Annotated in this window: 15 protein-coding genes; all 15 read right to left on the bottom strand. The window is 42.3% G+C overall.

Annotated elements, in window-relative coordinates; translation table 11 throughout:
- Positions 1–3 precede the first annotated feature (3 nt).
- The 15 genes from M2273_RS22025 to M2273_RS21955 all read right to left on the bottom strand — a co-directional run bounded on the left by M2273_RS22025 (position 4) and on the right by M2273_RS21955 (position 14,234).
- A complete protein-coding gene (locus M2273_RS22025; protein ID WP_429399935.1) occupies positions 4–549 on the bottom strand; it encodes an inorganic diphosphatase in 546 nt (181 codons plus the stop codon).
- Positions 550–563: 14 nt separating this feature from the next.
- Positions 564–1,223, bottom strand: a complete 660-nt coding sequence (locus tag M2273_RS22020; RefSeq protein WP_429399934.1) for a DedA family protein — start codon at positions 1,221–1,223, stop codon at positions 564–566.
- 57 nt (positions 1,224–1,280) lie between these two features.
- Positions 1,281–2,660: an NADH-quinone oxidoreductase subunit N gene (locus M2273_RS22015; protein WP_429399933.1), complete on the bottom strand. Its 1,380-nt coding sequence runs from the start codon at positions 2,658–2,660 to the stop codon at positions 1,281–1,283.
- 33 nt (positions 2,661–2,693) lie between these two features.
- Entirely contained in the window at positions 2,694–4,166 is a 1,473-nt protein-coding gene (locus M2273_RS22010; RefSeq protein WP_429399932.1) for a complex I subunit 4 family protein, read from the bottom strand.
- Positions 4,167–4,189: 23 nt separating this feature from the next.
- Positions 4,190–6,100: an NADH-quinone oxidoreductase subunit L gene (gene nuoL, locus M2273_RS22005; RefSeq protein ID WP_429399931.1), complete on the bottom strand. Its 1,911-nt coding sequence runs from the start codon at positions 6,098–6,100 to the stop codon at positions 4,190–4,192.
- A 136-nt stretch (positions 6,101–6,236) separates the two neighbouring features.
- On the bottom strand, positions 6,237–6,557 hold the full coding sequence (gene nuoK, locus M2273_RS22000) for an NADH-quinone oxidoreductase subunit NuoK (protein ID WP_429399930.1): 321 nt from the start codon (positions 6,555–6,557) through the stop codon (positions 6,237–6,239).
- Positions 6,557–7,054, bottom strand: a complete 498-nt coding sequence (locus M2273_RS21995; RefSeq protein ID WP_429399929.1) for an NADH-quinone oxidoreductase subunit J family protein — start codon at positions 7,052–7,054, stop codon at positions 6,557–6,559. Before M2273_RS21995 ends, nuoK begins: the two co-directional genes overlap by 1 nt.
- Positions 7,055–7,112: 58 nt before the next feature.
- Positions 7,113–7,610, bottom strand: coding sequence for a NuoI/complex I 23 kDa subunit family protein (locus M2273_RS21990; RefSeq protein ID WP_429399928.1), 498 nt, complete (start codon positions 7,608–7,610; stop codon positions 7,113–7,115).
- 17 nt (positions 7,611–7,627) lie between these two features.
- Positions 7,628–8,662, bottom strand: a complete 1,035-nt coding sequence (gene nuoH, locus M2273_RS21985; RefSeq protein WP_429399927.1) for an NADH-quinone oxidoreductase subunit NuoH — start codon at positions 8,660–8,662, stop codon at positions 7,628–7,630.
- Positions 8,662–9,651: a 2Fe-2S iron-sulfur cluster-binding protein gene (locus M2273_RS21980; protein WP_429399926.1), complete on the bottom strand. Its 990-nt coding sequence runs from the start codon at positions 9,649–9,651 to the stop codon at positions 8,662–8,664. The genes nuoH and M2273_RS21980 overlap by 1 nt, the downstream gene beginning before the upstream one ends.
- A gap of 136 nt (positions 9,652–9,787) precedes the next feature.
- Complete coding sequence (gene nuoF / locus M2273_RS21975; protein ID WP_429399925.1) at positions 9,788–11,146, bottom strand: NADH-quinone oxidoreductase subunit NuoF; 1,359 nt, start codon at positions 11,144–11,146, stop codon at positions 9,788–9,790.
- 186 nt (positions 11,147–11,332) lie between these two features.
- On the bottom strand, positions 11,333–11,857 hold the full coding sequence (nuoE, locus tag M2273_RS21970; RefSeq protein ID WP_429399924.1) for an NADH-quinone oxidoreductase subunit NuoE: 525 nt from the start codon (positions 11,855–11,857) through the stop codon (positions 11,333–11,335).
- Entirely contained in the window at positions 11,850–13,061 is a 1,212-nt protein-coding gene (locus M2273_RS21965) for an NADH-quinone oxidoreductase subunit D (RefSeq protein WP_429399923.1), read from the bottom strand. The genes nuoE and M2273_RS21965 overlap by 8 nt, the downstream gene beginning before the upstream one ends.
- A 127-nt stretch (positions 13,062–13,188) precedes the next feature.
- Entirely contained in the window at positions 13,189–13,692 is a 504-nt protein-coding gene (locus tag M2273_RS21960) for an NADH-quinone oxidoreductase subunit C (protein ID WP_429399922.1), read from the bottom strand.
- Positions 13,692–14,234, bottom strand: a complete 543-nt coding sequence (locus M2273_RS21955) for an NADH-quinone oxidoreductase subunit B (RefSeq protein ID WP_183566843.1) — start codon at positions 14,232–14,234, stop codon at positions 13,692–13,694. Before M2273_RS21955 ends, M2273_RS21960 begins: the two co-directional genes overlap by 1 nt.
- Positions 14,235–14,316: the final 82 nt, after the last annotated feature.

Here is a 14,316-nt window from a genome sequence, read left to right as displayed (position 1 = left end):
TAATTATTGCGTGACAGGAAAAGTAGACTTATACAATTCCAAACTTTCTAATATCACTTTATGCGCATAACGTAAGCCCAATAAATGTTCAATGGTTACGTTTTTGCCTTCCAGTTTTTTATAATCCTTAAAAAAACGGACTATTTCGGTCATGGCATGAGGCGGCAGTTCGTTCAGGTCATTGATATAGTTTACAGACATATCATTCTTAGCCACTGCAATGATCTTGTCATCCTGCTCACCGTTATCAACCATGTGCATCACACCTACCACTTTTGCCTCGATGATTGACATTGGGAACACATCAATAGAACAAAGAACAAGAATATCCAGCGGATCTTTATCATCACAATAAGTTTGCGGGATAAAGCCATAATTGGCCGGATACATTACTGATGAAAACAAAACGCGGTCTAATTTTAACAAACCGGAATCCTTATCAATTTCATACTTTGCTTTTGAACCTTTTGGTATCTCGATGATAGCATTAACAATTTCAGGAATATTTTCACCGGGAGAAACCTGGTGCCAGGGGTGTTGAGTACTCATTTAGTATATTATATTTATTTTATTTCTTTTTCCTTATCTTTTTCTTTTGCTTCCGAAAACTTCTTCCTTATATAAGCTGCTATAAGCGGAATTGATGTAACCACTATAAGCCCTAAAACTATATATTGCAGGTAATTTTCTAATTGCGGAAACCTTTTCCCTAAGAAAAACCCGCTCAAAGTAAATGTACATACCCAGGTAATACTGCCTATAAAGTTATATAAAGTAAACCTTTTTATATCAACCTTAACAACTCCTGCAAATATAGGGGCAAATGTTCTAACTATTGGGAAAAATCTCCCTAAAATCAGCGCCATGCCACCATACTTATTATAAAATTCGCTGGCAAGTGTTACATATCGTTTCTTAAAAAACAGCGAATCGTTTTTGTTAAACAGCACGGGCCCCGTTCGATAGCCAAACCAATATCCCGTAAAATTTCCTAATATTCCTGCCCCAATGAGCGATAACACTAATGTAGATATGGATACATCAACCTTACCTGCCGAGCATAGCAGGCCGGCCATAAAAAGCAAATAATCTCCTGGTAAAAAAAAGCCAAAAAATAATCCGGTTTCAGCAAATACAACAACAAGCAGGAGATAAAAGCCTCCCCTGCTTATAATGGATTGAGCGTCCGTTAAATTTTGAAGGTGTTCCCAAAAACTTTCCATTCACTATATCTGTAAAACTACAAATATTAAATCAATTTGCAGTTATCTGTTTACCGATTAAATGAACCGGGCAATAAAATCAGGGTAGATGCCGATGATAATAGTTACCAAAGCCGAGAAGCCAAATACAATTTTATAGTAAGCAGGCACAACCAGTTCTGCACGGTCGGCCGAGCGGAAATACATGGCTATAATAACCCTGAAATAATAAAAAATGCTGATAATGGCATTTACTACAGCTATAATAACCAGCCAAACATGGTATGTTGCCAGTGCACCCGAGAACATGAAGAACTTACCCATAAAGCCTGCAGTAAGTGGTATACCCGCTAATGAAAGCATAGATATGGTAAGCACAAACGCCAGGAAAGGATTATTTTTTGCCAGGCCGTTAAAGCTTTCAAAATTATCGCTGCCGCTTTGCTGCTGCACCAGGATCAAACTGCCAAAGGCAATAATGGAGGCAATAGAATAAGCTGTTGCATAAACAAATACTGAATTAGCCGAGCCTGAACCTAAAGCCACAATAGCGAAAAGCAGATAGCCGGCATGTGATATACTTGAAAATGCCAGCATACGCTTAAAGCTTTGCTGGTACAGCGCGGTAATGTTGCCTATAAATAAAGTAATGATGGTGATGACCAATAGTACTGGCACCCAAAAGTCAGACAGTGGAGCAAAACAGGCTGAGAACAGACGCAGGAAAGCTGCAAAACCAGCAGTTTTTACCACGGTTGACATGAACGCGGTAATGAGGGTTGGCGAACCTTCATATACATCTGGTGTCCAGAAATGGAAGGGGGCGGCACCTACCTTAAAGCAAAGACCAACAATGATCAGAGCTATGCCGGTATAAAACATAGGGTCGATGTGGTGTGGATGGGACAGCACCCAGTCGCGTATCACTTCCAGGCTGAATGAACCGGTTGTTCCGTATATTAAGGTAATACCAAATAACAGGAAGCCGGTTGAGAACGCCCCCATCAGGAAATATTTTAAAGCAGCCTCGTTTGATGCAAAATCACTTTTCTTGATCCCTGCCAATACATATAAACTTACCGACATGATCTCGATACCGATAAACAGCATGGTAAGGTTATAAAATGATACCATAACAATGATACCAGCCAGCGAAAACAAGATAATGGCATAATACTCCGCCACGTTCCTGCTGATCTTTTCAAAATATCCGCCTGATAACATCACGATAAGGATAGTAGCAATGATGGTAATGCCTGAAAACGCGATAGAAAAATTATCGAACATCATCATACCATGATAAATTGGCAGGGCAACATTATTCCATTGAGCAATGGCTAAACCTAAAGCGACCAATAAGCCAACAATAGTAACCGGCAATAATGATTTTGTAGCCTTATACAAGCCGAGGTACAAAAGCACTATAGGTAAAACAGATATGATGATTAAAGTATTCATTTTATATTTTAGAACTTATGCTTTAGAATTTATTTAATTCGCTCTTGCATTTAAAGTATGTATTAAATTATTAACAGCAGCCTCGGATATATGCATAATAGGTTGAGGATAAACACCTATGCCTATTATTAAAATGCAAATGATGGCCAATACTACTCTCTCCGACCCGGTAATGTCTGTAAATGTGGCGGTCAGTTCGTTGGTTTCGCCTTGCATTACATTTTTGTACATGCGCAGCATATATACTGCACCAAAAATGATGGTTAATCCTGCTATTGCAGCTATTGTTATATTCACGTAATGGTAAGCACTATATTCAAAAACACCATTCAGCAATAAAAACTCGCCTATAAAGCCATTTGTTAATGGTAAGCCTACTGTACCCAGCACAATAATTAAGAAGGCTATAGAAAATTGCGGGGCCACTTTGGCAATACCTCCAAGCTGACTGATGTCGCGTGTGTTTAATCTCCTGCTGATGATATCCCATATAAAGAACATACCCACAACGTTGATACCATGGTTAAGCATTTGTATCATGGCGCCTTGTATACCTTGTGCATTCCAGGCAAAAATACCGGCGGCTATCAAGCCTACGTGCGCTATGGATGAGTAGGCTACCAAACGTTTTCCATCTTTTTGATTAAAGGCTATAAGTGATGCATATATAATGCCTATCACGGCCAATATCATTACCAGGCTTTGCCATTGTATAAAACCTATTGGCGCATTGGGTATTAACCAACGGATAACGCCGTAAATACCCATTTTTAGCATAATGCCTGATAGCATCATGGTTCCTGCAGTTGGTGCCTCGGTATAAGTATCCGGCTGCCAGGTATGGAAAGGGAACAATGGCATTTTTATGGCGAAGGCCAGGAAAAACGCCCAGAACACCAGCGACTGGTGCGGTGCATTTAAACCTAATTTATAAAACGCGTGCAGGTCGTAAGTTTTTTCTGGTGATTGCAGGTACAGGTAAATGATACCCAAAAGCATAAATAACGAACCGGCAAACGTGTATATAAAAAACTTAATGGTGATGCGGATGCGGTTTTCGCCACCCCACAGGGCACATATAAAGTAAATAGGGATCAGGGCGGCTTCCCATCCTACGTAAAATAAAAATCCGTCTAAAGCGGTAAATACAACCAGTAAGCCAGCCTGCATAAACAATATCAAACCGTAAAAAGCGCCCGCGTTTTTATGCTGATGCTGAAAGGTTGATAAAATAATAAGCGGTACAAGCAGCGTGGTAAGCAATACCATGATCATGCTGATGCCATCGATACCGGCGCTAAAGTAAATGCCGAATTTGGAGATCCAGGGCACATCAATTGTAAATTGAGTGCTTGCATCGGGTGTAAAACGGCTTAAAAATATGCCGGCTATTACCAGTTCGGCAACAGCAAAAAACAATGCAGCATATTTGGCAACCTCATTTTTTAATAAGGCAACAATAATTGCGGCAACTATTGGTAAAAAAATTAATATACTAACGGTCATGTTATATTGTAAACGCTTATCGTTTATTTAGTTAATCCAAATATGCTATACGCTAATACAGCAATAATACCCAGCACCATTACAAATATGTAAAAACCCACATTACCGGTTTGCAATAAGCGCAAGCCTTTGCTGGTTTCAATAGTACCTTTACCCAGTCCGTTCACTAAACCATCAATACCCAGGCGCTCCACCACGTTGTAAAAAAATGTGGACAGGAAATCCAAAGGTTTACGGATCAGCAGGTCATACAATTCATCGATATAAAATTTATGGTATGATATACTGGTTAATGCAGGGCGTTCCTCACCATCGGCAACCGGAACACTGCCATTTTTAGCATATTTAATATAAGCATATATCAAAGCTACCAGGGCAACACCTACCGAAAAAGCCATCAGTATATACTCGGTACTTGCCAGTAAATGATGTTCGCCCATAATGGCATTTGATTTTTCGAACACTGGCGCCAGGAAATGCTCCAGTTCATGATGGCCGCCTAAAACTTCAGGTACACCAACAAAGCCCCCTACTATAGAAAGTATAGCCAGCACAATAAGCGGAATAGTCATGCTTGCAGGCGACTCATGTACGTGGTGTTCCTGCTCGTGTGTACCGCGGAACTTGCCGTAAAAAGTAAGGTACAACATCCTGAACATGTAGAAGGATGTAAGCATGGCTGTAAATACACCTATTACATAAAACGTAGTGCTATGCGCGTAGGCATGAGCCAAAATTTCATCTTTTGAAAAGAAACCCGAGAATGGAGGGATCCCTGATATAGCAATGGTACCTATCAGCATGGTAACAAAGGTTACTTTAATTTTTCCTTTTAAACCACCCATTTTGCGCATATCCTGTTCGCCGCCCATCGCGTGGATCACAGAACCTGCACCCAGGAATAATAAGGCTTTAAAGAAAGCATGTGTTAATACGTGGAAAAAAGCGCCGGTATAAGCACCTACGCCCAAACCTAAAAACATATATCCCAATTGCGATACGGTTGAATAAGCCAGTACTTTTTTAATATCGGTTTGTGTTAAGGCTATCAGCGCGGCAAACAACGCGGTTGCCAAACCTACTATCGCTACGATCTCCATCGTATCAGGCGATAGCGTATAAAATATGTTAGAGCGGGCTATCATGTAGATACCGGCTGTAACCATCGTAGCAGCGTGTATCAGTGCTGATACCGGTGTTGGACCTGCCATGGCATCAGGCAGCCAGGTAAACAATGGTAACTGTGCCGATTTACCAACCGCGCCTATAAACAGCAATATAGTGATGGTAAAAAATGGGGCCGAACCCACTTTCATTGTGGCTGCTTTAGGGAATATGGTGGCAAACTCTATACTGCCAAAAGCATATATGATCAGGAACACACCTAATAAAAAGCCCAGGTCTCCAATACGGTTCATGATAAAGGCCTTCTTAGCAGCATCGGCATAACTTGGATTGGTATACCAGAAACCGATAAGCAGGTATGAGCATAAACCTACACCCTCCCAGCCAATAAACATGATCAGGTAGTTTGACCCCATTACCAGCAGCAACATGAAGAACACAAACAGGTTGAGGTAGGCAAAGAACTTACCAAAGCCTTTATCGTCATGCATGTAACCTACTGAGTACAAATGGATCAGGAAACCAACGCCCGTAATAATGAGCAGCATAATGGAACTGAGCTGATCAACCAGGAATGCGAATGGTATTTTTAGCGCGCCAACCGAGAACCAGTTGAAATAAGTAACGTTAACAGGTGCCCCTGTTGATTTGATCTGAAAGAAAACGGCCAGACTTAAACCAAAAGATACCAGCACCAGTAAACTGCCAATAAAGCCAATTACGTTTTTTGATAATGAATTGCGGCCAAGTCCGTTAATAATAAAACCGGCTAACGGTAATATGGGAATAAGCCAGATGTATTGATTCATATTTTATGTTATACGTTGTACGTGTTGCGTTATACGTTTTTATGTTTATCATTAAACCATTGCTTGCAGTTTGATCAGCCTCGCAATGACGCGTTTTATTTTGTTTAAACCCTCCCCCTTCAGGGGGTCAGGGGGCTTACCATTTCAGCCTGTTCAGCACATTGATATCAACCGAATTTGTATTCCGGTATATCATCACAATAATGGCCAGCCCTACTGCAACTTCGGCAGCAGCCAGCGCCATAATAAAGAAAACGAAAACCTGCCCGGTTGCATCGCCCCTGTAAACTGAGAATGCAGTAAGCAACAGGTTAACCGCGTTAAGCATCAGCTCAACCGACATAAAGATCACGATGGCATTGCGGCGGATCAATACGCCTATTACGCCTATCGAAAAAATGATGGTGCTTAATAATATGTAATGATTAAGCGGTACCGACTGGATTATATTATTCATTACGCAGCTTTAGGGTCTTTTGTAGCCAATAGAACCGCGCCCACCATTGCTGATAAAAGCAATACTGACGATACTTCAAATGGCAGTAAAAATTCATTAAACAATACTTTACCTAAGTTTTTCACCAGGCCCAGGTCAGGGTTTTTCAGTACAACCGGGTCAGATATACCCATTGATTTTAACGAGGCCACCAGGGCCACTATTAAAATACCACCACCAACAACACCGGCAAATTTCACCATAAATGGTTTTACAGGTTCACTTTCCTTATTCAGGTTAATGAGCATCAGCGTGTACAGGAACAATACCAGTATGGCGCCCATGTATACTATAAAATTAACTATCGCCAAAAACTGGGCGTTCATTAAAATATAATGAATGGTGAATGTAAAAAAGGTAAGTATCAAATAAAGGATACTATGTACCGGGTTTTTGGCCGAGATAACCAGTATCGAAAAGAATATGGACAAAAACGCGATGAAGTAAAATGTACTCATGTTTATATTTACAAAATACCCTTTCCCATTAAAGTTTGGGCAAAGGTATAAAACTTCTTTATTGATTTAAGGGCGCCTCTACTAATTTGTCTTTACCGTAAATAAAATCCTTCCGCAAATAATCGGCAGGCACAATATCACCGTCAAGATAAATTGCTTCTTTAGGGCATGCTTCTTCGCACAAACCGCAAAAAATGCAGCGCAGCATGTTTATTTCGTAAACGGCGGCGTATTTTTCTTCGCGATATAAATTTTCTTCACCAGGCTGGCGTTCAGCCGCCGTCATGGTGATGGCTTCGGCCGGGCATGAGAGGGCGCACAGTCCGCAGGCGGTGCAGCGTTCACGGCCATCCTCATCACGTTTCAATGAATGCATACCACGAAAATTCTCTGAAAATTCGCGTTTTTCTTCAGGATAACTGATTGTTACCGGTTTCCTGAAAAAGTGCTTCATGGTGGTAATAAGGCCGCCTGCAATAGCAGGCAGATAAGCGCGCTCTAAAAAATTGAGCGGCTTAATTTCCAATACTTTGCGTTTATTACTTAATGATTCCATTTTAGTTAAACTCCAATCTATTTTAAAAAAGTAATAACAAGTCCGGTCAGTACAATATTGGCAATAGCCAATGGTATTAATATTTTCCAACCCAGATCCATTAACTGATCGTAACGGAAACGGGGGATGGTCCATCTCACCCACATAAAGAAGAAGATGAAAGAAACTATTTTTATGAAGAATACCACCACACCAATAAGCGGCCCAATAGCCGGCCCGGTATGTGCCAATACCCAATCCATACCTGGATAGTTATAACCACCCCAGTACAAGGTAGCCATTACTGCCGATGATATGAACATGTTGATATACTCAGCAAAAAGGTAAAAACCCAGCTTCATTGATGAATACTCCGTATGGTAACCACCTACCAGTTCGGTTTCGCACTCAGGTAAATCGAATGGTGTACGGTTGGTTTCGGCAAATGCGCATACTATAAATAATATAAACCCAAATGGTTGATAAATAACATTCCAATGCCAGCCATGCTGCTGTTCAGCAATTTCGCGCAGGCTTAAAGTGCCGGTAACCATTAACAAAGCTATGATGGATAAGCCCATCGAAATTTCGTAGCTGATATTTTGTGATGCCGCGCGGATGGCGCCTAACAATGAATATTTATTGTTTGATGCCCAGCCACCTATCATTACACCATAAACACCTAATGATACTACGCCAAAGATATACAGCACCCCTACGTTAATATCAGTTACTTGCAAGTCGATACTATGACCGCCAATAATCATTTTTTGTCCCCATGGAATAACCGCCGAACCTATACAGGCCGTAAGTATAGCCAATGACGGACCAACTATAAACAGAAACGGCGTGGCGTTGGTAGGGATGATCTCTTCTTTCATGAACATTTTACCACCATCGGCCAGGGGTTGTAAAATACCCCACGGACCAGCACGGTTAGGGCCAATTCTGTCCTGGAAAAATGCGGCAACCTTGCGCTCAGCATAAGTTGAGTACATGGCCATAACAAGGCTGATAACGAAAATGATCAATATCAGGCCAATTTTAATTAATATATCTGCAGTTGATCCCATTATAAGCGTGTGTCTCTTTCAAATTGTTCTTTATTCGCTTCCATCAGCACCGGGTTGGTTTTAACCACCGGCAGCGGTGTAAATTCGTAATGATTTGAGCTGATAACCGATTTATGCGATACCTTGCGCGGGCCTTCAATTACCCAGTCGGCTGTTTTCTTTTTGTCGAAACGGCAGGTATTGCAAATAAACTCTTCAACCTCGCCATACACATCCTTACGTCCGGTTACCCTGATCACGTCTTCGCCTTTGTACCATAAAGTGGTTTTGCCACAGCACTTATCGCAATCGCGGTGTGCTTCAACCGGTTTGGTGAACCATACACGATTTTTAAAGCGGAAAGTTTTATCTGTTAAGGCGCCTACCGGGCAAACATCAATAATGTTACCTGAAAAATCATTATCAACAGCTTTGCTGATATAGGTTGATATTTCAGAATGATCGCCCCTGTTCAGGATACCATGTAAACGAGTATTGGTGATCTGATCGGCAGTGAATACGCAGCGGTAGCAAAGGATACAACGCGTCATATGCAGTTGTATCTTATCGCCAATATCAATTTTCTCGAACGTGCGGCGGTCAAACTCATAACGGGTTTTAGCGGCGCCATGTTCAAAGCCTAAGTCTTGCAGGTGGCATTCGCCAGCCTGATCACACACAGGGCAATCAAGCGGGTGGTTAAGCAATAACATTTCAACCACGCCTTTACGGGCCTCAACAACTTCGGGCGAGGTAATATTTTGCACCTCCATGCCATCCATTACCGTGGTACGGCATGAAGCCACCAGTTTAGGCATGGGGCGTGGGTCTTTTTCAGAGCCCTTGCTTACCTTAACCAAACAGGTACGGCATTTACCACCACTACCTTCCAGCTTGGAGTAATAGCACATAGCAGGCGGAACAATATCGCCACCTATCTGCCTTGCGGCATTCAGGATGGTTGTCCCTGGTTCTACTTCAACGGGTATCCCGTCTATTGTTACTTTCATTAAGTCAAAATTAAAAATTCTGATTCTTTATTTTATTTCTTCAACTCGTCATTGCGAGGTACGAAGCAATCTCCATGCTACACAGAGCGGCTCTGTAAATCGGGGATTGCTTCGTACCTCGCAATGACGCGCGGTTTTAAGCTGTTTCTTTTACATCCAACGGATCTGCATAATGCGCCAGTCCGTAATTTCTCGAAATTGCTTCACTGGCATTTGTTACGTGCCACTCAAATTCATCCCTGAAATGGCGAATAGCGCTGGCCACCGGCCATGCTGCCGCGTCACCCAGCGGACAAATTGTATTTCCTTCAATTTTTTTAGATACATCAACCAGCAGGTCCATGTCGCTCATTTTGCCATGACCGTACTCTAAACGGTGTAATACTTTTTCCATCCATCCGGTACCTTCACGGCATGGCGAACATTGTCCGCAGCTTTCATGGTGATAAAAACGGGCGAAGTTCCAGGTATTACGCACAATACAGGCATCCTCGTCATATGCAATAAAACCACCCGAACCCATCATGGTACCGCTCACAAAACCACCATCGCTTAATGATTCATAGCTCATTAGGCGGGGTTCGTTGTTAATGGTTTTCAGGATCAGGTTAGCTGGCAAAATGGGCACCGACGAACCACCGGCAACAACTGCTTTTAAGCGTTTGCCATTGGCAATACCGCCGCAATATTCGTCGGAGTATATAAATTCTTCAACCGGTAAACCCAGGTCAATTTCATAAACACCAGGTTTTTTAAGGTTACCACCAGCCGAGATCAGCTTGGTACCTGTGCTGCGGCCAATTCCAAGTTTGGCATATTCATCGCCACCCTCATTTACAATTGGCACTACTGCCGCAATTGACTCTACGTTGTTCACTACCGTTGGGCGGCCGTACAAGCCGGCAATGGCCGGGAATGGCGGTTTTATACGCGGGTTACCCCGTTTACCTTCTAACGACTCTAACAAAGCGGTTTCTTCACCGCAAATGTATGCACCACCACCTGGCTGTACATAAAGTTCAAGATCGTAACCCGAGCCTAATATATTTTTACCTAAAAAGCCTTTCGCTTTAGCTTCGGCAATAGCTTTTTCGAGGATCCTGATCTGCGGCATCATTTCACCGCGTACATATATGTATGAGGTATTGGCGCCCAATGCAAAGCTCGATACGATCATCCCCTCAATTAACAGGTGAGGGATGTAGGTCATCAGGTAACGGTCTTTAAAAGTACCGGGTTCTGATTCATCGGCGTTGCAAACCAGGTAACGGGGTACTCCTTCTGGCTTAGCCAAAAAGCTCCACTTCATTCCGGTTGGGAAACCTGCGCCACCACGCCCACGTAAGCCCGACTTCTTCACCTCCTCAACCACTTCCTCGGGCGACATGGTTTTTATAGCTTTTTCAACAGCCGCGTAACCACCCTTTGAGCGGTAAACATCAAATGTATTGATGCCGGGTACGTTTATATGTTCTAATAATAATTTACGTCCCATAGCTTAATAGATCTTTTTAGTAAGCTTGTAATAATTTGCATGCCTTATAAAGCAGCCCGTAAAGGCCGAAATAATTAACAGCATTAATGGCATAATTGCTTTATTAAAACCATCGCTCGCATAGGTTAACAATATTATGCCAATAACAAGGAGCAAATCAGTGATAATTAATTTTTTCCTGTTCATTTAATTACTTCCTTTCGCTTTTAAATCGCCGATCAACTTATCTACCGAATCGTTAGTTAAATTTTCGTAAAAAGTATATTCAGGGCCAATTTGTAAAACCGGACCATAGCCGCATGCAGCAAGGCATTCTACACCGCGCCAGCTAAACAGGCCATCGGCAGTAACTTCACCTTCTTTTACACCCAGCTTTTGTTCAATGTGATCCATGATCTTTTCGGCACCTACCAGGCAGCAACCGCTGGTACGGCAAACCTCCAGTACATATTTACCCTGCGGGCGTAAAAAGTACATGGTATAAAATGAAGCCACTTCATAAACCTCGATAGGCAGTATATCCAAATATGCCGCTACCTTATCCATTGCGGGTACGCTTAACCAGCCAAACTCGGCCTGTACAAAATGCAGTATAGGCAGCAGCCCTGATTTTTGTTTTCCCTGCGGATAACGGCTAACTACATCATCAAATTTACTGATCAGTTCCGGCGAAAAATCAACCGGCACCTGAGCATCATCCACTCTAAGCATCTAATTCTCCGGCTATAACGTTTAAACTACTCATGTTAATAATCGCGTCAGATAATAACATACCCTGGCTCATCGGGGCATACATCTGGTAATTGATAAAGCTTGGCCTGCGGAAATGCAAGCGGTATGGGCTGCGCCCGCCATCGTTCACCAAATAAAAACCCAGTTCACCATTAGCTCCCTCAACCGAGTGATATACTTCGGTATTAGGGGTTGGTATCTCGCCCATCACAATTTTAAAGTGATAGATGAGGGCTTCCATGTTATTATAAACTTCTTCTTTCGGAGGCAGGTAAAACTCAGGCACATCGGCATGAAAAATATCTGTTGGCTCTTTTTCCAGTTTCACCAGGGCCTGCTCAATAATGCGCAAGCTTTGCCACATCTCTTCGTTACGTACCAAAAAGCGACTGTAAACATCACCGTTGGTGCCAACAGGTACTTCAAAATCAAAATCTTCGTATGACGAATACGGATTCATGGCCCTTACATCATAGTCAACACCAGCAGCACGCAGTAAAGGGCCTGTCCAGCTATAGCTTAACGCGGTTTCGGCAGTAACGGCGGCCACATCTTTAGTGCGGTCAACAAAAATGCGATTACGGTTAAACAGCGATTCAAATTCTCTTAGCGTAACAGGAAAGTTTTTCAGGAACGCACGCAGCTTATTAAATGCAATAGCGTTAAAGTTACGTTCAAAACCTCCTATACGGCCAATATTGGTAGTAAGGCGCGATCCGCAGATCTCCTCGTAAATTTCATAAATGGATTCGCGGTGTTCCATCATATACAGGAACCCTGTAAACGCGCCGGTATCAACACCCAATACACCGTTACAGATGATGTGATCAGAGATGCGTGCAAGCTCCATGATAATCACGCGCAGATAATCAACCCTTTTTGGCATGGTGATGCCCAGCAGTTTTTCAACTGTCATGTGCCAGCCCATATTATTGATAGGCGATGAGCAGTAGTTTAAACGGTCTGTAAGCGGGGTGATCTGGTAAAAAGGCCTGTGTTCGGCAATTTTTTCAAACGCACGGTGTATATAACCAATGGTTGATACGCCGCTAACTATTCTTTCGCCATCTAACTGCAGCACATTTTGAAACACACCATGGGTTGCAGGGTGAGTTGGGCCCAGGTTAAGGGTTGAAAGCTCGCTTTGCGGATCGTTGTCTGTATATACAGGATGATTTTGCATCAGTATAATTGTTTAATCAGTATCAGGTAGTTAGTATCAAGTATCAAGACTATTGCCATGTACCGTTTGGGCACTTCAAAAATCTTGATACTTGATACTAACTACTTGATACTAAATTCTATATATGTTATCTTCCGAAGAAGTAGTCCTTTTTATCAACGCGGTTAGGGTCTTCCAGCGGAAACTCTTTTCGCATCGGGAAAGCCGTCATGTCATCGACATTTAATATACGGCGCAGATCAGGGTGGCCGTCAAATATAACTCCGAAAAAGTCATACGTTTCACGTTCCATCCAGTTGGCGCCATCCCATAGCACAGTAGCAGTAGGGATATGCACATCGCCATCGGTTAAAAAAACCTTTATCCTGATGCGGGTATTTGTTGTAAGGCTATGCAAATGGTAAATAATACCAATTTGCTTTTCCTGTTCAGGATAATGTATAGCGGTAATGTCTGTTAAAAATATAAATTGAAGAGCAGCGTCGGTCTTTAAAAAGGTTAACAGGTCAATAATCTGTTCGCGACCGGTTTCTACAGTAAGCAAACCATACGGCTCACCTACTATGGTTACCTGCTGGTCAAACTTTTCGCCAATTCTTTTTAAAAGCTCTTCGTTGGGTATCTGGGCCATTATTGAATTCCGTATTTAGCTAACAATTCCTGGTACTTAGGCTCATTTCTGCGTCGAAGCGATTCTGTTTGTACCAATTTTTGAATATTAATAAAGCCATCAATAATAGCTTCGGGGCGTGGCGGGCATCCGGGCACATAAACGTCAACCGGTATTACTTCATCTATACCCTGTAAAACAGAGTAAGTATCAAATATACCACCACTTGATGCACATGCGCCTACGGCCATAACCCAGCGGGGCTCGGCCATTTGCAGATATACCTGTCTTAATACAGGAGCCATTTTTTTGGCGATGGTGCCCATAACCATCAAAAGATCGGCCTGGCGGGGTGAAAAGCTTAAACGCTCGGCACCAAATCTTGACAGGTCATAATGAGATGCCATAGTTGCCATGAATTCAATACCGCAGCATGAAGTAGCAAATGGCAGGGGCCACAATGAATTTGAGCGTGCTATACCTATTACTTTATCAAGCGAGGTAGCAAAAAACCCAGCGCCTTCTATTCCTGCAGGGGCATCAACTATTTGAATATCACTCATTGCACTATTTTAATAGAAATTTTACTATTCCAAAAAAGACGGATAGCGAGTACAAATTTACAATAATAACGATGTAAAATGT

This window comes from Mucilaginibacter lappiensis (assembly GCF_050433765.1).
Taxonomy (GTDB): domain Bacteria; phylum Bacteroidota; class Bacteroidia; order Sphingobacteriales; family Sphingobacteriaceae; genus Mucilaginibacter; species Mucilaginibacter lappiensis_A.
The sequence above is the reverse complement of the archived record's forward strand: the minus strand, read 5'-3'. Positions and strand labels throughout refer to the sequence as shown.

Bases quoted from the DNA above. Each gene is read 5' to 3' on its own strand.
- M2273_RS22025 (WP_429399935.1), bottom strand. From the start codon at position 549: ATGAGTACTCAACACCCCTGGCACCAGGTTTCTCCCGGTGAAAATATT.
- M2273_RS22020 (WP_429399934.1), bottom strand. From the start codon at position 1,223: ATGGAAAGTTTTTGGGAACACCTTCAAAATTTAACGGACGCTCAATCC.
- M2273_RS22015 (WP_429399933.1), bottom strand. From the start codon at position 2,660: ATGAATACTTTAATCATCATATCTGTTTTACCTATAGTGCTTTTGTAC.
- M2273_RS22010 (WP_429399932.1), bottom strand. From the start codon at position 4,166: ATGACCGTTAGTATATTAATTTTTTTACCAATAGTTGCCGCAATTATT.
- nuoL (WP_429399931.1), bottom strand. From the start codon at position 6,100: ATGAATCAATACATCTGGCTTATTCCCATATTACCGTTAGCCGGTTTT.
- nuoK (WP_429399930.1), bottom strand. From the start codon at position 6,557: ATGAATAATATAATCCAGTCGGTACCGCTTAATCATTACATATTATTA.
- M2273_RS21995 (WP_429399929.1), bottom strand. From the start codon at position 7,054: ATGAGTACATTTTACTTCATCGCGTTTTTGTCCATATTCTTTTCGATA.
- M2273_RS21990 (WP_429399928.1), bottom strand. From the start codon at position 7,610: ATGGAATCATTAAGTAATAAACGCAAAGTATTGGAAATTAAGCCGCTC.
- nuoH (WP_429399927.1), bottom strand. From the start codon at position 8,662: ATGGGATCAACTGCAGATATATTAATTAAAATTGGCCTGATATTGATC.
- M2273_RS21980 (WP_429399926.1), bottom strand. From the start codon at position 9,651: ATGAAAGTAACAATAGACGGGATACCCGTTGAAGTAGAACCAGGGACA.
- nuoF (WP_429399925.1), bottom strand. From the start codon at position 11,146: ATGGGACGTAAATTATTATTAGAACATATAAACGTACCCGGCATCAAT.
- nuoE (WP_429399924.1), bottom strand. From the start codon at position 11,857: ATGCTTAGAGTGGATGATGCTCAGGTGCCGGTTGATTTTTCGCCGGAA.
- M2273_RS21965 (WP_429399923.1), bottom strand. From the start codon at position 13,061: ATGCAAAATCATCCTGTATATACAGACAACGATCCGCAAAGCGAGCTT.
- M2273_RS21960 (WP_429399922.1), bottom strand. From the start codon at position 13,692: ATGGCCCAGATACCCAACGAAGAGCTTTTAAAAAGAATTGGCGAAAAG.
- M2273_RS21955 (WP_183566843.1), bottom strand. From the start codon at position 14,234: ATGAGTGATATTCAAATAGTTGATGCCCCTGCAGGAATAGAAGGCGCT.